Consider the following 16,456-nt stretch of genomic DNA (forward strand, 5'->3'; position numbering starts at 1 on the left):
GTCAGCGGTGGCGCAGCAGCCAGGCAGCCGTCAGGAGATGGGCCCCTCCCACCGCGGCCGACAGCACCCGCAGGTCGACCGGTTGCACCACTGCCGCGCCGATCGCCGTCCCCACGGCCGTCGGGGCGAACAGCAGGGTGTGGGCGGTGGCGGTGGTGCGGCCCAGCAGCTCAGGCGGGGCCGCGCGTTGGACCGCGGTGAGCGCGGCGGTCAGGACGCAGGGCAGGCCGATGCCGATCGCCGCGCTGCAGGCCAGGGCGACGGTGTCGTTCGGTATCGCGCGGAGAGCCACCGCCGACCCCGTCAGGGCGATGCCGTACGCCGCGAAGGGGAGTCCGCCGAGGCGGCGCAGGAGGGGGCCCGTGGCCAGGCCGACGGTGATCGAGCCGGCGCCCTGCGCCAGGTAGAGAAGTCCGGCGTAGGCGGGCGAGTGGCCCAGGGGCTCCACCACCGCGTGGATCAGGGCGCCGTTGATCCCGGAGAGCAGCATGGTGGTGCCGCCGGCCAGGACGAGGGGGCGTAGGCGCTTGTCGGTGAGCAGATGGCGGGCGCCTTCGGCCGTGCGGGCACGCCGGCCCGCGCGGGGCCGTTGGTCATCGCCCGTGCCCGTGCCCGTGCCGGTGTCGGTGCCCGTGTGCGTGCCGGTGCCCGTGACCGTGTCGGTGTCGGTGTCGACGACGGGGGCAGAGGCGCTGCTCCGCAGCCACCGCCCGTGCCGTCCGGCCCCGGTGCGCACCGGCTCGCCTTCCCGCGCCCGCACTGACGCGTACAGTCCCGCCGCCGCGACGAAGGTGACCGCGTCCAGCAGCGCGACCGTCGCTGCGCCGTACACCGCGTAGAGGCCCGCTCCGGCCAGTGGGGCCACCAGCTTCATGCTCTCGTTGGCCGTCATGCGCAGCCCGTTGAAGTCGCCGAGGAGGGACGGGCCGACGGCCGTGGCGACGAGGGCGGACTCGGCCGCGTCATGGACGACGCCCGCCGTTCCGTAGAGGAGGAGGACCGTGTAGAGGACCCACAGGTCGCCCGGGGTGTCCACGGTGAAGAGGGTGAGGAGGAGGGCGGCCAGGCCGAGGTCGGTGGCGATGAGGAGCGGGCGGCGGCGGTGGCGGTCCGCGAGGGTGCCCAGCCAAGGGCCCGCGAGGAGCGGCGCCCACAGGGCGCACGCGCACAGCGCCGCCAGCGCGTCCGAGCCGGTGAGATCCTTGACCCAGATCCCCGCGACCAGCCACATCGCCGACGAACCGAGGCCCGAGACCACCACTGCGGCCAGGTACAGCCCCGCGTCGCGGTCCCCGAGGACCCGCCTGGTCGACCCTGCCGACCCTCTTGTCCGTGTCGTGGATGTCATGGCTGGTGATCGTGGTGCTGAGGCCCTGCCGCGCGGATCGGGCACATGCCCTAGGAAGTGCCGCCGGGGAAGACAAGTGGGCGGCGAGCGATGAGTTTCCGCTGCGCCGGGGGTCCACAGGTGGTCCCCGCGGACGAAGACAGCAGTATTCCGGGATCCGGCACGTCTCCAGGAGCACCCCATGACCCACGACGCCCCCACCACCCTCGACTTCGCCCCCCAGGCCCGTATCGTCGCCCGCCTCGCCCAGGCCGTCCGCGACGACCAGCTCTCCGCTCCCACGCCCTGTCCGGAGTACGCGGTGCGCCACCTGCTCGGGCATCTGCTCGGGCTCGCCGTCGCCTTCCGGGAGGCGGCCCGCAAGGATCTGGGCCCCACGACGGACACCGATCCGCAGGGGTCCTGCCGGATGTCGGGCCGGACTGGCGGGAGGCCCTGCCCACGGCGCTGGACGAACTCGCGGAGGCCTGGCGGGACCCGGCGGCCTGGACGGGCGAGACCCGGGCGGGCGGGGTGTCGCTGCCGGGCGCCGTCGCCGCCGCCGTGGCGGCGGACGAACTCGTCGTGCACGGCTGGGACCTCGCCCGCGCCACCGGCCAGACGTACGTCCCCGATCCGGCGGCTCTCGCGGCGACGCACTCCTTCCTCGCCGCGGCGGCCGACGACCCCGCGCGCGGCGACATCTTCGCCCCGGTGGTGCCCGTGGCGGGCGACGAACCGTTGCTGGACCGGGTGATCGGCCTGAGCGGACGTGATCCGATCTGGAAGCCGTAGGGGCATTCCCACGACAGAACGCACCAACGAGGCGCGCGCCCCCGCCCCCGCCCCCGCCCGCGTCCGTAGGCTCCCCGCATGCCCGTGAGCCTCACCGTCCTCGGCACCGCATCCCGGCCCGGACGGGCCCGCCTCCGGTCAGCGTGCCAAGGGCGGCGACACCGTCGTTCCGCTCCTCCAGCGCCTCGACGACGTACAACGCCCGCGAGTCGAACGGCGCGCTGCCCGCGACCACCTTCCTGGCCACGGGCAGCACGACGATCGGCGCGACGATGGACCAGCCGGCGGCTAGCGCCGCACCGGCCGGATCGACTCCAGGGTCGGCACCACCGGCGCGATCGTGCCGTCGGCCGCGAACTCCATGCGGTCGACGGTGGTCTCCCGGTGCGTTCCGTCACCGCCCGACGTGGTCGGGCCGTTCAGCGCGAACCGGTGGTAGACGATGTACCAGTCGTCCGTGCCCGGCGTGTTCACCACCGAGTGGTGTCCGGTGCCGAGGATGCCGTACTCGGGGCGCTTGGACAGGATCGTGCCCCGCTTGGTCCACGGGCCGAGCGGGGTCGGTCCGGTCGCGTACGCCACGTGGTAGTTCTCACTGCGGGTGTCGTCCTCGGACCACATGAAGTAGTACGTGCCCTCGCGTTTGACGACGAAGGTGCCCTCCCGGAAGTTGTCCGGGGTGATGTCCTTCACCTCACCGGCGTCGAACGACACCATGTCGTCGTTCAGCGGCACCACGTAGCCGCGTCCGTTGCCCCAGTACAGGTACGACCGCCCGTCGTCGTCCGTGAGGACCGACGGGTCGATCATCTGGCCCGGCAGCGGCCCGCCCTTGGCGACCAGCGGCTTTCCGAGGGCGTCCTTGAAGGGGCCGGCGGGGGAGTCGGCCACCGCCACGCCGATCTGCTGCTCGGCGCAGAAGTAGAAGTAGTACCTTCCGTCGCGCTCGGCGATCGCCGGGGCCCAGGCGTTCCTGTCGGCCCAGGACACGTCGGGTCCGAGGTCGAGGATCACGCCGTGGTCCTTCCAGTGGACGAGGTCCTTGGAGGAGAAGGCCTTGAACCGTGTGCCGCTCCAGCCGGGGAAGCCGTCCGTGGTCGGGTAGATCCAGTAGCGGCCGTCCATGTACTTGATGTCGGGGTCGGCGTACAGGCCGGGCAGGACCGGACCGCGGGTCGGCACCGCCTCCACCGTCCAGGTGCGCTGCGTGCCGTCCGCCGCGGTGACGGCGTACTTTTGCGGATCGCGGAAGTCGCGGAGTGTCCCGGACTCCGGGCTCACCGTCGCGTCCTCGCCGAGCCACAGCTTCGGGGCCAGCCGCCGCAGGTCGGCGCCGGGTTCCATCGGCAGGACGACCTTGCTCGTGGCCTCGGTGACGACGGCGTACGCCTTCTGGCCCTTCGCCGTGGCGTCCACGACCGAGGCGGGGCTCGCCGGGTAGGCGGCCAGCAGCCGGTCGTACTCCTCCTGTGTCACCGGCATGACCGTGCCGTGCCGGGGACTGGCGGGCAGCTGGTAGTTCCTGGACATGGTCCACTCGCCCGCGTCGAGGTCGGTGGTCTCGAACGGGACGTAGCCGCGACCGCCGTACTCGTCGATGAACAGGTACCACTTCTCCTCGGTGTTGGACTTGAACACCGTCGGACCCTCACCGCGGTCGATCGATCCGCTGCCGACGCAGTCCGAGACGAAGTCGTAGGAGGTGTCCGTGAGCGAGGTCGACTTCTCCGCTGTGATGAACTTCGAGCAGGGGTTGGACGACGTCGGGTCCCGCTCGTCCTTGGTGTAGCGGTAGTACGTGTCCTTGTGCTTCACGACCGTGGAGTCGATGACCGAGTAGCCCGGGTCGTCCCAGACCTCCGGCTCGCTGAAGGTGCGGAAGTCCTTCGTCGTCGCGTACAGCATCCTGTTGTACGTCGAGCCGGTGTGGTCCGGGTCGTCGTCGGCGTAGAGCTTCGACGCCCAGAAGACCACGTACTCACCGAGGCTGTCGTCCCAGTAGGCCTCCGGCGCCCAGGTGTTGCCGGCGTTGTCGGGGGAGACCTTCACCAGGCGCTGGTCGGTCCAGTGGACCAGGTCGGTGGACTCCCAGACCATGATGGACTTGCTGCCGTGGCGCTGGACCTGGTCCCAGCTGCCGCTGCTGTTCCGGTACATGCGCAGGTCCGTCGCGATCATGTAGAACCTGTCGCCCCGGGGAGAGCGGATCACGAACGGGTCGCGCAGGCCCTTCTCGCCGATGGTCGACGTGAGGACCGGCTTGCCGGCGTTCAGCTCCCGCCAGTGCAGCGCGTCGTTGCCACGGCTGAGGGCGTAGCGGATCTGCTCGCCGTCCGAGGTTCCCTCACCGGTGAAGTAGGCGAAGAGGTAACCGGCGTACTTGGATTTCTTCATGGACTGTTCCGGAGGCGTCGGTGGGGACTGGGCCGCACCGGGTGGGGCGGCCAGCAGGCTGAGGAAGAGAGCGAGGAGGGGGAGCAGGAGCGTGCGGGCGGTGGGGCGCATGACACATCCTGTGTGAGTCTGGTCGATTCTGTTGGGTAAGGGCTTCTGGAGTCTCACCAGTGAGGCACGATGCGTCAATGGGGATGACGTGATGGCCGCGAGCGAAATTTCCGAGGACTTCCGTGAGGGCCGCGGCAACCCTTTCCGTCCGGGCGGCGACCAGTGACCAGAAGCGGGCCGGGGCGGCCCCTCCGGCCCGCTTCGTTCCTCGTCCCCCGAGAAAGGAACACCTGTGCGGCAGAGCGGCAGCGGACGCCATCGCAGAACCCGCACCCTGTCGATCGCCGCCGCGGTGGCCGTCGCCTCGGGGGCGGGCGGCGTCTGCCTCGGCCTCTCCGACGACGGCGCCCGGGCCGCCACCACCACGGTCACCGTCTCCACCACGGCTCAACTGGAGTCGGCCGTCGCGAGCGCCGCGGCCGGTCAGACCATCCGGGTGCGCGGCGGCACGTACCGGCCGACGAAGGCGCTGAAGTCCACGGCGAACGGCACCGCCTCGGCCCGCATCACGCTCACCGCGTACGGCAGCGAGAAGGTCGAGGTCGACGGCTCCCGGCTCCCCGCCGGTTCCTGGCTCGCCGCGATCCACGGCGACCACTGGACCGTCTCGGGCATCACCTTCCAGAACTCGCCGGCCCAGGGCTTCGTCGCGACCTCGTCGGCCGGCGGGATCTTCAGGAACCTCGTCACCGCGCACAACGGCGACTCCGGCTTCACCCTGCGCGGCGACGGCACGACGGACAACCTCGTGCAGAACCTCGACAGCCACGGCAACCACGACGCCGCGAACCACGGCCGGAACGCCGACGGCATCGCCGTCAAATTCGGCTCCGGCACCGGCAACAGGATCACCGGCGCCCGCCTCCACGGCAACGCGGACGACGGTCTCGACCTCTGGCAGTTCTCCTCGCCCGTCACCGTCGAGCACTCCTGGGCCTTCGGCAACGGCCACAACCGCTGGAACGACTCCCCGTTCGAGGGCGACGGCAACGGGTTCAAGCTGGGCGGCGGCGGGGCGTCGGTCGCGCACGTGCTCGACGACAACGCCGCCTGGGACAACACGCTGCACGGCTTCACCGAGGACTCCAACGCCGGCGCGATCCTGCTGAACCGCAACACCGCCTACGCCAACAAGGAGAACGGCTTCGCCTTCGCCACCGGCAAGGCCCGCCTGGCGCGCAATCTCGCGGTGGGCAACGGCACGGGCAAGGCGAAGCTGGGGCTGTTCACCGTGTCGGCCGCGAACAACTGGGACAGCGGGGTGGCCACGCCCGGCTTCGAGTCGACCAGCGCGGCCACCGCCCACGGTGCGCGGAGGCCGGACGGCTCGCTGCCGGCCACCACGTTCCTGACGACGGGGTCCACGGCTGTCGGTTCGGCGATGAACTGATCCGCCGCGCAGGACCGGTTCAACCGGCCGCTGGTCCGTCGTGGCCTGTCGGCACTCATGCGGAAGGGCTGCCGATGCCGGGAAGGTTCCTCTACGAGCGGCCCTCGTCGGCGGAGCCGTTGTCGTCGTGGGGCTCGAAGCCGCCCGCCACCGCGAGGTCCTGGCCGTCCGCCGTCGCCGTCATCGCGTAGCGGTCGTCGCCGGCGTCCCGGCCGCCGCGCTCGTGGTCGTACTGCCCGGCGAACACGAACTCGCCCTTCGGGACCGTACGGCCGTCCTTGAGGACCCACGTGTAGACCAGGAAGCCGTCGTCCTCCTCGACCGTGAGGTCGAAGTCCTGCTCCGGCAGCGAGCGCCAGGCGCCGGCCGAGGTGACCCCGCCGGTCAGGGCGATCCGCAACTGGACCGTCAGCTCGGCGAGCTGCTCGCCCGTGCGCAGGGTCAGATTGCTCTGCGCCCAGAAGTCGTTGCTGTGCGGGTCGACCGAGCCGTCCGACCAGAGCGGGCCGTCCTCCTCGTTCCCCGAGGCGGGCAGCTTCGGCGCGGTCGTGTCCTGGGCGGGCGGGGTCTTCGACGGGCTCGGGCCGGGTTTCTCCTCCGTCGTGCCGCCGGTGCTCGGGGTCTGCTCGTCAGGGTGGGCGGGCACCCGGCTCGTCGCGGCCGGGGAGTCGCCCGGAGTCGGGGAGACCGCGACCGTCCGGTCGGCCGGCGGCGTCTCCCCGCCCTTCACGGCGGAGGCGACCGCGTAACCGCCGACCGCGAGCACGCCCGCGACACCGGCGGTGGCGGTGACCACCCGCACCCAGCCCCACAGCGGCGGCCGGGCCGCCGTGCGCCCGTGGCGCTCCTCGGGGGCGGCCATGCCGCGCTCGATCCGGGCCAGGACGTGGGCGCGGTCGGGCTCGTGCGCCTCGGCCGACTCGCGCAGCCGGGCGCGCAGTTCCTCGTGCACGTCCCTCATCGGTCCCTCCCTCCGCTGCCCGGCGCAGCCGCTCCTGGCACGCCCGCGCCGGTGATGCCCGCGCCCGTCACGCCCGCGCCCGTGATGCCCGCGCCCGTGATGCCCGCGGGCATCCGCCGCTGCGGCACCTCGGTGCCGAGCAGCTTCTGCAACTCGGCCATCCCCTTGGACGTCTGGCTCTTCACCGTACCGACCGAGACGCCGAGGGCGAGCGCGGTGTCCTTCTCCGAGAGATCGAAAGCATGCCGCAGCACCACACACGCCCGCTTGCGGAACGGCAGCCTGCGCAGCGCCGACCGCACGTCGACCACCCCGGCCACATCGGGATTCTCGGTCTTCTCCTCGCGCTGCGACCAGAACAGCGTGATCCGCCGGCGTTCCCGGACCGCGCTGCGGATCCGGGTGCGGGCCAGATTGGCCACCACCCCACGGGCGTACGCCACCGGATGGTCCGCCGCGCGGACCCGGTCCCAGCGGTGCCACATCGCCAGCAGCGCGTCCGCCGCCAGATCGTCGGCGGCGTCCGCCTCGCCGGTCAACAGGTGGGCCAGGCGGGACAGTTCGGCGTAGTGCCGTTCGAAGAAGGCGTGGAACTCCACGGAGGCTGCGTCGTCGACGACAGTGCCCACGGGGACCTCTCTTCTCGCTGCGGCCACAGAGAGGGCCGCGCCGGCCCGCTGTGCGTGTCATGTGAATGACATGTGAGCGTCCGGAAGCCACCCGGACGAGATCCGGAAGAGTAGCAGTGATCGTGAAGAGTGTTCGCACGGGACTTCGAACGCCGTCCCGCGGGGCGAACCCCGATTCCGTAACACGGAGAAAACCTGAATCGGGTTCAACACAGGAACAATCCAGCCAGCATCCGCGCGTAGTACACGCATGTCACTAGGAGTACCGTCCATGTCCGACGCACAGAAGGTGGCCGACCGGCCGCAGGCCGAGCCACCCGGGGCGAACAGCGTCGATCGCTTCTTCAGGATCACCGCCCGGGGGTCCACCTTCGCCCGGGAGATACGCGGCGGCTTCGCCACGTTCTTCACGATGGCGTACATCCTTGTCCTGAATCCCATCATCCTCGGCAACGCCAAGGACAAGTACGGCCACACCCTCGACGGCGCCGAACTCGTCACCGCCACCGCCCTCGTGGCCGCCGTGATGACGATCATCATGGGCGTCGGCGGCAACCTGCCGCTCGCGCTCGCCGCCGGCCTCGGGCTCAACGCGGTCGTCGCCTTCCAGATCGCCCCGCTGATGAGCTGGGCGGACGCCATGGGACTGGTCGTCCTCGAAGGCCTGCTGATCTGCGTGCTGGTCGCCACGGGCCTGCGCGAGGCCGTCATGCACGCCATCCCGCAGCCGCTGAAGCAGGCGATCAGTGTCGGCATCGGTCTGTTCATCGCCTTCATCGGCTTCGTCGACGCCGGCTTCGTCAGCCGTATCCCCGACCTCGCGAACACCACCGTGCCGGTGCAGCTCGGCGCCGGCGGCGCGCTGACCGGCTGGCCCGTCCTGGTCTTCTGCCTGGGCGTCCTGCTGACCGTCGCGCTGCTCGCCCGCAAGGTGAAGGGCGCGATCCTGATCAGCATCCTGGCGATGACGGTCGTCGCGATCGTGGTCAACTCGGTGGCCGACATCAAGAGCTGGGGCCTGACCACCCCGAAGGTCCCCGACGACATCGTGGCCGCCCCCGAGTTCGGCCTGCTCGGCGACTTCAGCCTGTTCGGCTCGTTCGGCGAGACCACCGTCATCACGGTCGTCCTGCTGATCTTCACCCTGCTGCTCTCGGACTTCTTCGACACCATGGGCACGGTCGTCGGCATCACCGCCGAGGCGGGCCTGCTGGACGAGGAGGGCAAGGTCCCGAACCTCGGCCGGGTCCTGCTCATCGACGGTGCGGCGGCCGTCGCGGGCGGCGCCGCCTCCGCGTCCTCCGCGACCTCCTACATCGAGTCCGCGGCCGGCGTCGGCGAGGGCTCACGCACGGGCTTCTCGAATCTGGTCACCGGCGGTCTGTTCGCCGTGGCGCTCTTCCTCACCCCGCTGCTGACCATCGTCCCGATGCAGGCCGCCGCCCCCGCGCTCGTCGCCGTCGGCTTCCTGATGATGACCCAGGTCAAGCACATCGACTGGGACAGGTACGAGATCGCCATCCCCGCGTTCCTCACCATCGCCGTCATGCCGTTCACCTACTCGATCACCAACGGCATCGGCGCCGGCTTCCTCGCCTTCGTCCTGATCAAGACGGTCCTCGGCAGGGCGAAGGAGGTCCACTGGCTGCTGTGGGGCACCTCGGCCCTGTTCCTGGTGTACTTCGCGATCGACCCGGTCCAGCAGCTGTTCGGCGTGAAGTGACACCGTCCATGTGCTGACGGCGAAGGGCCGCCCCGGGGGGAGTGGGGCGGCCCTTCTTGTTCAGGGGGTCCTCATGAACCCGGGGGTTGCCCGCCGACCGCTCCGGTGGGGCGGGCCGACGGGCTCAGAGCCTCCGCGTCGCCAGCGTCAGCCGGTCACGCGCGTCGAAGAGTGCGTCCTTGACCAGCTGCTCATGGGCCGGGGTCAGCCGGGCCACCGGGACCGAGCAGCTGATGGCGTCACGGGCCGGCGTGCGGTACGGGACCGCCACGCCGAAGCAGCGCAGCCCGAGGGTGTTCTCCTCGCGGTCGACGGAGAAGCCCTGCTCACGGATCTGGCGCAGCTCCTCGATGAGCCGCTCGCGGTCGGTGATCGTGTGCTCCGTCAGCGCCGGCAGGGTCTCCGGGAGCATCTTGCGGACCTGCTCGTCGGTGTGGGTGGCCAGCAGCGCCTTGCCGAGCGAGGTCGAGTGGGCGGGCAGCCGGCGGCCGACGCGGGTGAAGGGGCGCAGATAGTGCTGCGACTGGCGGGTGGCGAGGTAGACGACGTTCGTGCCGTCGAGGCGGGCCAGGTGGATCGTCTCCGTCGTGTCGTCCGAGAGCCGGTCCAGCGTCGGCCGGGCCAGCGCCACCACCTCGTCGCCGTCGATGTACGAGGTGCCGACGAGGAGCGCCCGTACGCCGATGCCGTAGCGCGTGCCCGTCGCGTCCGTCTCGACCCAGCCCAGCTCCACGAGCGTGCGGAGCAGCATGTAGAGGCTGGACTTGGGGTATCCGACGGCCTCCTGGACCGCCGCCAGGGAGTGCATCCCGGGGCGTCCGGCGAAGTATTCGAGCAGCTCAACGGTCCGTACCGCCGACTTGACCTGCGCTCCGCCGCCCGTCTCGACTGCCGACATCGCCCTTGACCCCTTCGTTCGACGGGAAATAGTCTCCGACAGCATATTCATCATCAGAGACGGCGTTCAGCATATCGAACGACCCTGGTGAACGGACCCCAGTAATACGTGAAGGGACCCGCGGTGGCAGCAGCACCAGTCTGGAGTGTCGACCCCCGAACCGGGAAGCAGCGCGAGCAGGTTGCGGTGGAAGCCACAGCCCAGGAGGTGGACGCCGCCGTCCGCGCGGCCCACGCGGCGCGTGGCTCTCTCGCCGACCGCGCGGTCCGCGCCGCCTTCCTGCGCACGGCCGCCGACCAGCTCCAAGCGGCCAAGGACCAGCTCGTCGAGGTCGCCGACGCCGAGACCGCGCTCGGCCCGGTCCGCCTCACCGGTGAACTCGCCCGCACCTGCTATCAGTTGCGGGCTTTCGCCGACATCGTCGACGAGGGCGCGTTCCTCGACGTGGTGATCAACCACCCCGACGACACCGCCACCCCGCCCATCCCCGACCTGCGCCGCTACAAGGTCCCGCTGGGCGTCGTCGCCGTCTACTCGGCCTCCAACTTCCCGTTCGCCTTCTCCGTCCCCGGCGGCGACACGGCGAGCGCGCTGGCCGCCGGGTGCCCGGTCGTCGTCAAGGCCCACCCCGACCACCCGGCCCTGTCCGAGCTGGTCGCGATCGTGCTGCGCCGGGCCGCCGCCGAGCACGGCGTTCCCGAGGCTGTCCTCGGCCTCGTGCACGGCTTCGAGGCGGGCGTCGAACTGGTCAAGCACCCGCTCGTCACCGCCGCCGGCTTCACCGGTTCGGTACGCGGCGGCCGTGCCCTCTTCGACGCGGCGGCGGCGCGTCCGGTGCCGATCCCGTTCCACGGCGAGCTGGGCTCCCTCAACCCCGTCCTCATCACGGAGGCCGCGGCGGCGGAGCGCGCCGAGGCGATCGGCGCGGGGCTGGCCGGGTCGATGACCCTCGGGGTCGGCCAGTTCTGTGTGAAGCCGGGCCTGGTGCTGGCGCCCGCGGGTGACGCCGGCGACCGGCTCGTGAAGTCCCTCACCGAGGCGGTCAGCGACGTCGGCTCGGGGGTCCTGCTGGACCACCGCATGCGCGACAACTTCCTCGCCGGTGTAGCCGAGCGCGCCGAGCTGCCCGAGGTGGAGTCGCCGGTGACCGCGGGGGCGGGCGGCGAGCACACCGTCAGCCCCGGCTTCCTCACCGTCCCCGCCGGGAAGCTGGCGGCCGAGGGCGCGCACGACCTGCTCCTGGAGGAGTGCTTCGGGCCGCTCACGGTCGTGGCGCGCTACGAGGACGAGGACGAGGCCACGTCGGTGCTCTCCCGGCTGCCCGGCAACCTGACCGCCACGGTGCACCTGTCCGGCGGGGAGGCCGCCGGGGAGGGGCGTGGGCCGGAGCTGCTGGCGCAGCTGACGCCGCTGGCCGGACGGGTGCTCGTGAACGGGTGGCCGACGGGGGTCGCCGTGGCACCGGCCCAGCACCACGGCGGGCCCTACCCGGCGACCACGTCGACGTCCACGTCGGTGGGCGGTACGGCGATCGAGCGGTGGCTGCGGCCGGTCGCCTATCAGGGCGCGCCCGAGGCGCTGCTGCCGGCGGAGCTTCGGGACGACAACCCGCTGGGGCTGCCGCGGCGGTTCAACGGCGTCCTGGAGCGGTAGCGCCACAAGGGGTGCGGTCGCCTGCGGGCCGCGGGTCGTCTCATGGCCGATCGCGCGGTTCCCCGCGCCCCTCAAAAGCCTGCTGCCGTGGGCCGGGAGCTGTAAGAATCCCCCAATGGACGTCGACATCCCCGAACTCCCGTTCCCTCTCCGTACCTACGGCCCCGACGGGTACTGGTCCCATGAGGACGGGGTGCTCACCGGGTGGGCCGGTGCGCGGCAGGACCGGTTCGTGCCGCCCACCGACGAGGGGCTGGATCCCGCTTCGGACGCGCCCAGGCTGCTGGGTGCGCCGGAGGGGGACTTCCAGCTGATCGCCCGTGTCACCGTCGGCTTCGCCGCCGGGTTCGACGCGGGCGTTCTCTACGTGCACGTGGGGGAGCGGGCCTGGGCGAAGCTCTGCCTGGAGTACTCGCCGGATGTGCCGACCGTGTGCACGGTGGTCACCCGGGGGCACTCGGACGATGCCAACTCCTTCACCGTAGACGGAAGTTCGGTGTGGTTGCGGGTCAGCCGCACCGGCCGGGCGTTCGCCTTCCACGCCTCGCGCGACGGAAAGCGGTGGACCTTCGTCCGGCTCTTCACACTCGCAGGGGAGAAGGAGAGCGGCGCCGCCCTCGTCGGCTTCATGACGCAGTCGCCGATGGGCGAGGGCTGCGTGGTCACGTACGACCACATCGAGTTCCGCCCCAACTGGCCGGAGGGCCTGCGCAACGGCGGCTGAGGGACGGCGGCTGAGGAAGGGCTGCCCGGGGCGGAACCTCCGGGTGCGCGGAACCACCGGGGTGCGTGGCACGTCTTCAGCGGCATGATCAAGGACCGTGTGAACCGAGTGACCGGAGCGCGCGTGATCAGGACCGCGCTCCCCGCCGAGGCGCCGGGCATCGCCGCGCTGCACGCCCGCGCCCGGGCGACGTACTACCCGGACGGCGTCCCCGATGACGGCACGGACTGGCCCGCCGCCTGGCGCCGGGCCGTCGAACGACCGGGCGGGCAGGTGCTGTGTGCGGTGGAGCAGGGGCGGATCACCGGGATCGCCTCCTTCCGTACGGCGGACGGGGCGCCCGGCGACACCGTGTACCTCGCGCAGTTCCATGTGGACCCCGAGCGGTGGCGCCAGGGGACCGGCCGGGCGCTGCACGTGGCCTGCGTGGAGGCGTGGCGGGCGGACGGCAAGCGCACGGCGGGCCTCTCGGTGCACGTGGACAACCACCGGGCCCGGGCCTTCTACGCCCGCCAGGGCTGGACCCCCGACGCGCGGAACCCCTCCGCGCCGGGCGACCACCACCTTCTCCTCACGTACACCGTCACCTGTACCGGCGCCGGGGAATGAACCGGACTGCTTGAATGTTCACCAACCAGAGAAAGCGGAGGGCGTCTCCGTACCGTGCGACCTGGAGAGAGCTGAGACCATGCGCGTCGAGATCTGGAGCGACATCGCCTGCCCCTGGTGCTACGTGGGCAAGGCCCGCTTCGAGAAGGCACTCGCGGCCTTCCCGCACCGCGACGGCGTCGAGGTGGTGCACCGCTCCTTCGAGCTCGACCCCGGCCGCGCCAAGGACGACATCCAGCCGGTCCTCACCATGCTGACCAAGAAGTACGGGATGAGTGAGGCGCAGGCCCAGGCCGGTGAGCACAACCTCCGCGAGCAGGCCGCCGCCGAGGGGCTCGCCTACCGGGCCGAGGGCCGCGACCACGGCAGCACCTTCGACATGCACCGCCTGCTCCACTTCGCCAAGGAGCAGGGGCGGCAGAGCGAACTGCTCCAGGCCTTCTACCGGGCGAACTTCGCGGAGGACCGGTCCGTGTACGCCGGCGCCGACGAGTTCCTGATCGAGCTGGCCGTCGAGGCGGGGCTGGACGAGAGCGCGGCGCGCGCGGTGCTCGCCGACCCGGTCGCCTACGCGGACGCGGTCCGGGCCGACGAGCGGGAGGCCGCGGAGCTGGGGGCGAACGGCGTGCCGTTCTTCGTGCTCGACCGGAAGTACGGGGTGTCCGGGGCCCAGCCCGCGGAGGTCTTCGAGCGGGCCCTGGTCCAGGCGTGGGGGAGAGGCCGCCGTTGAAGCCGGTCCAGGCCGGTGGCGAGGAGGCGCAGGCATGCGGGCCCGATGGATGCGCCGTTCCTCGGTAGCCACCCGAAGTGTCTCCGCTCCCGGTCAGCCGCCATGTATGAGCAACGCTTGGCCGAAGCTCGTAGAAGGTCTCAATGGACGTGAGGTTCGCGGGGGCCCACAGTGGTCTCATGGAGACCTTCGAGAGCCTGGTCCAGGCCGAGTTCGCCCCGAAGAACACCTATCTGAACACCGCGAGCACCGGGCTGCTGCCGGCCCGCGCGGTGGAAGCGATGACGGTCGGCGTGCAGTCCGTGGCGGACGGGCGGCCGGTGGACATGTTCGCCGATGTGGAGGCCGCGCGGGCGGCCTTCGCACGGATCGTCGAAGTGCGGGACGACCGGGTGGCGGCCGGGGCCTCGGTCGCCGTCTACAGCGGGCTGATCGCCGCCTCGCTGCCGGCGGGCGCCGAGGTGCTGACCGCCGAGGCCGACTTCACCTCCCTCGTGAACCCCTTCCATGTGCGCGGCGACCTCAAGGTGCGCGAGGTCCCGCTGGAGCGGGTCGCCGAGTCGGTGCGCTCCAGCACGGCGCTCGTCGCGGTGAGCGCCGCGCAGTCCGCCGACGGCCGGGTCGCCGACCTGGACGCGATCCGCGAGGCCGCGCGGGCGCACGGGGCGCGTACGTACATCGACGCGTCGCAGTCCGCCGGCTGGCTGCCGATCGACGCGGACGCGTACGACTACGTCGTCTCCGTCGGCTTCAAGTGGCTCCTCTGCCCGCGCGGAGTGACCTTCCTCGTCGTCCCGGAGGACCTCGGCGGACTCACCCCCGTCTTCGCCGGCTGGGTCGCCGGGCAGGAGCCGTGGGACAGCTGCTACGGCCCGGTCGAGGAACTCGCCCGCTCCGCCCGCCGGTTCGACGAGAGCCCCAGCCTCTTCTCGTACGCCGGTGCCCGCCGCTCCCTCGCGCTGATCGAGGAACTGGGCGTGGCGAACGTACGGGAGCACGACCTCGCGCTGGCCGACCGCTTCCGCGCGGGCCTCGCCGCACTGGGCCGGGAGCCGGTGGCGGCGCCCGGTTCGGCGATCGTGTCGGTGCCCGGACTGGGCCACCGGCAGGCGGAGTTGAGCCGCGCGGGGGTCGAGGTCTCCGACCGCGCGGGTCATCTGCGGGCCGCCTTCCACCTGTACAACACGCCCACGGACGTCGACCGGCTCCTGGACGTCCTGTCCCGCTGACTTCCGAGATCCACTGGCGCGGACCATCCCTCGGGCGCTAGTGCCGTAGCAGGGAACGTTTGCCCTGTTGTGATGTGACGCGTCGTCCGGGTGCTGTGTCGGGCGGCGCGTGTCCGTCACTCTGTCCGGGTGGCAGAACGAGTACGCGTGCGTGAGATCGATGACGACGAGGGCAGACGGCTGCTGCGGATCATCCGCAGGGGGACTGGGTCGGTGGTGACCTGGCGGCGGGCCCAGATGGTGCTGCTGTCCGCGCAGGGCATGCCGGTGGCGAAGATTGCCGAGGTGTCGTTCACCAGCGACGACCGGGTCCGCGATGTGATCCACAACTTCAACACCGACGGCTTCGAGTCGCTGTATCCGAAGTACAAGGGCGGCCGGCCCAAGACGTTCACATTGCCCGAGCGTCGCGAGATCAAGAAGATCGCCAAGTCCAAGCCCGCCGAGCACGACCTGCCGTTCTCGACCTGGAGTCTGACCAAGCTGGCGGACTTCCTGGTCGCCGAGGGGGTGGTCGACGACATCAGCCACGAGGGCCTTCGCATCCTGCTCCGCGAGGAAGGCGTCTCCTTTCAACGCCTGAAGACCTGGAAGACCTCCCGCGACCCGGACTACGCGGCCAAGAAGGCACGCGTCGAGCACCTGTATGCCATCGCCGACGGCGAGGTCATACCCGAGGAGGGCGAGCCCGAAGTCGTCTTCTGTCTGGACGAGTTCGGGCCGCTCAACCTGATGCCCCACCCTGGCCGGCAGTGGGCCGAACGCGGCGGCAAGTACAAGGACCCCGACCGTGAACCACGTCGTCGTCGGCGGGCGACCTACAACCGCTACGGCGGGGTGCGGCACCTGTTCGCCGCTCTGGACCTGGCCAAGGACAAGCTCTACGGCCACATCAAGCCCATCAAGCGACGCACTCAGTTCCTGGAGTTCTGCCGCTACCTGCGCACCCTCTACCCGGCCGGTGTCCGCATCGCGATCGTCTGCGACAACTTTTCCCCGCATCTGACCACGAAGAAGTGCCAGCGGGTCGGCACCTGGGCGGCGGCGAACAACGTCGAGATCGCCTACACCCCGACGAACTCCTCGTGGCTCAACCGCGTCGAGGCCCAGTTCACCGCTTTGCGCTACTTCACCCTCGACGGCACCGACCATGCCGACCACAAGGAACAGGGCAGCATGATCCGCCGCTACATCATCTGGCGAAACCGCCATGCCGACGACCGACGCCTACGCGCCGTCGTCGACAGGGCAAACATTGCCTGATCCGGCACTAGGAAGGCATC

12 protein-coding genes and 3 pseudogenes are annotated in these 16,456 nt (G+C 71.1%); 10 read left to right on the forward strand and 5 right to left on the reverse strand.

Translation table 11 applies throughout. From position 1 onward, the window contains the following. Position 1: 1 nt before the first annotated feature. Entirely contained in the window at positions 2-1,348 is a 1,347-nt protein-coding gene (locus WBG99_RS28035) for an MFS transporter (RefSeq protein ID WP_338898969.1), read from the reverse strand. Between the two features lie 181 nt (positions 1,349-1,529). Here WBG99_RS28035 and WBG99_RS28040 point away from each other — a divergent pair. Beyond that, positions 1,530-2,122 (forward strand): annotated as a pseudogene (locus tag WBG99_RS28040) (TIGR03086 family metal-binding protein). Between the two features lie 155 nt (positions 2,123-2,277). Further along, positions 2,278-2,400 (forward strand): annotated as a pseudogene (locus WBG99_RS28045) (pectate lyase); the annotation flags it as partial. Positions 2,401-2,410: 10 nt separating this feature from the next. Here WBG99_RS28045 and WBG99_RS28050 read toward each other — a convergent pair. Beyond that, complete coding sequence (locus WBG99_RS28050) at positions 2,411-4,627, reverse strand: family 43 glycosylhydrolase (RefSeq protein WP_338898970.1); 2,217 nt, start codon at positions 4,625-4,627, stop codon at positions 2,411-2,413. Between the two features lie 232 nt (positions 4,628-4,859). Between WBG99_RS28050 and WBG99_RS28055 the strand changes: the two genes are divergently transcribed. Further along, on the forward strand, positions 4,860-6,017 hold the full coding sequence (locus WBG99_RS28055) for a right-handed parallel beta-helix repeat-containing protein (RefSeq protein ID WP_338898971.1): 1,158 nt from the start codon (positions 4,860-4,862) through the stop codon (positions 6,015-6,017). Positions 6,018-6,108: 91 nt separating this feature from the next. Here the strand turns inward: WBG99_RS28055 and WBG99_RS28060 are convergent, their stop codons facing one another. Next, entirely contained in the window at positions 6,109-6,978 is an 870-nt protein-coding gene (locus WBG99_RS28060) for a hypothetical protein (protein WP_338898972.1), read from the reverse strand. Next, a complete protein-coding gene (locus tag WBG99_RS28065; protein ID WP_338898973.1) occupies positions 6,975-7,607 on the reverse strand; it encodes a SigE family RNA polymerase sigma factor in 633 nt (210 codons plus the stop codon). The genes WBG99_RS28060 and WBG99_RS28065 overlap by 4 nt, the downstream gene beginning before the upstream one ends. A gap of 271 nt (positions 7,608-7,878) precedes the next feature. On the opposite strand from WBG99_RS28065, the gene WBG99_RS28070 reads away from it, so the two are divergent. After that, a complete protein-coding gene (locus tag WBG99_RS28070; protein ID WP_338898974.1) occupies positions 7,879-9,330 on the forward strand; it encodes an NCS2 family permease in 1,452 nt (483 codons plus the stop codon). A 124-nt stretch (positions 9,331-9,454) separates the two neighbouring features. Here the strand turns inward: WBG99_RS28070 and WBG99_RS28075 are convergent, their stop codons facing one another. After that, a complete protein-coding gene (locus WBG99_RS28075; RefSeq protein WP_152167890.1) occupies positions 9,455-10,228 on the reverse strand; it encodes an IclR family transcriptional regulator in 774 nt (257 codons plus the stop codon). 123 nt (positions 10,229-10,351) lie between these two features. Here WBG99_RS28075 and WBG99_RS28080 point away from each other — a divergent pair, with 123 nt between their 5' ends. The 6 genes and pseudogenes from WBG99_RS28080 (at position 10,352) to WBG99_RS28105 (ending at position 16,436) form a co-directional block, all read left to right on the forward strand. Continuing rightward, complete coding sequence (locus tag WBG99_RS28080) at positions 10,352-11,881, forward strand: aldehyde dehydrogenase (NADP(+)) (RefSeq protein ID WP_338898975.1); 1,530 nt, start codon at positions 10,352-10,354, stop codon at positions 11,879-11,881. Positions 11,882-11,996: 115 nt separating this feature from the next. Beyond that, positions 11,997-12,605, forward strand: coding sequence for a DUF1349 domain-containing protein (locus WBG99_RS28085; protein WP_338898976.1), 609 nt, complete (start codon positions 11,997-11,999; stop codon positions 12,603-12,605). Positions 12,606-12,689: 84 nt separating this feature from the next. After that, positions 12,690-13,214 carry a GNAT family N-acetyltransferase gene (locus WBG99_RS28090; protein ID WP_338898977.1) on the forward strand — a complete coding sequence of 175 codons (525 nt, stop codon included), beginning with the start codon at positions 12,690-12,692 and terminating at the stop codon, positions 13,212-13,214. Between the two features lie 79 nt (positions 13,215-13,293). After that, positions 13,294-14,012: pseudogene (locus tag WBG99_RS28095) on the forward strand (DsbA family oxidoreductase). 111 nt (positions 14,013-14,123) lie between these two features. Further along, the gene (locus WBG99_RS28100) at positions 14,124-15,173 is read left to right on the forward strand and encodes an aminotransferase class V-fold PLP-dependent enzyme (RefSeq protein WP_338898978.1); all 1,050 of its coding nucleotides are present in this window, start codon (positions 14,124-14,126) and stop codon (positions 15,171-15,173) included. Between the two features lie 129 nt (positions 15,174-15,302). Then, positions 15,303-16,436 (forward strand): IS630 family transposase, encoded by a 1,134-nt coding sequence (locus WBG99_RS28105; protein ID WP_338896412.1) that lies wholly within the window; start codon positions 15,303-15,305, stop codon positions 16,434-16,436. The last annotated feature ends 20 nt before the right edge of the window (positions 16,437-16,456 follow it).

The organism is Streptomyces sp. TG1A-60, from assembly GCF_037201975.1.
Taxonomy (GTDB): domain Bacteria; phylum Actinomycetota; class Actinomycetes; order Streptomycetales; family Streptomycetaceae; genus Streptomyces.

Excerpts from the sequence above, each read along its gene's own strand:
- WBG99_RS28035 (WP_338898969.1), bottom strand. The coding sequence starts at position 1,348 with ATGACATCCACGACACGGACAAGAGGGTCGGCAGGGTCGACCAGGCGG.
- WBG99_RS28050 (WP_338898970.1), bottom strand. The coding sequence starts at position 4,627 with ATGCGCCCCACCGCCCGCACGCTCCTGCTCCCCCTCCTCGCTCTCTTC.
- WBG99_RS28060 (WP_338898972.1), bottom strand. The coding sequence starts at position 6,978 with ATGAGGGACGTGCACGAGGAACTGCGCGCCCGGCTGCGCGAGTCGGCC.
- WBG99_RS28070 (WP_338898974.1), top strand. The coding sequence starts at position 7,879 with ATGTCCGACGCACAGAAGGTGGCCGACCGGCCGCAGGCCGAGCCACCC.
- WBG99_RS28075 (WP_152167890.1), bottom strand. The coding sequence starts at position 10,228 with ATGTCGGCAGTCGAGACGGGCGGCGGAGCGCAGGTCAAGTCGGCGGTA.
- WBG99_RS28085 (WP_338898976.1), top strand. The coding sequence starts at position 11,997 with ATGGACGTCGACATCCCCGAACTCCCGTTCCCTCTCCGTACCTACGGC.
- WBG99_RS28090 (WP_338898977.1), top strand. The coding sequence starts at position 12,690 with ATGATCAAGGACCGTGTGAACCGAGTGACCGGAGCGCGCGTGATCAGG.
- WBG99_RS28100 (WP_338898978.1), top strand. The coding sequence starts at position 14,124 with ATGGAGACCTTCGAGAGCCTGGTCCAGGCCGAGTTCGCCCCGAAGAAC.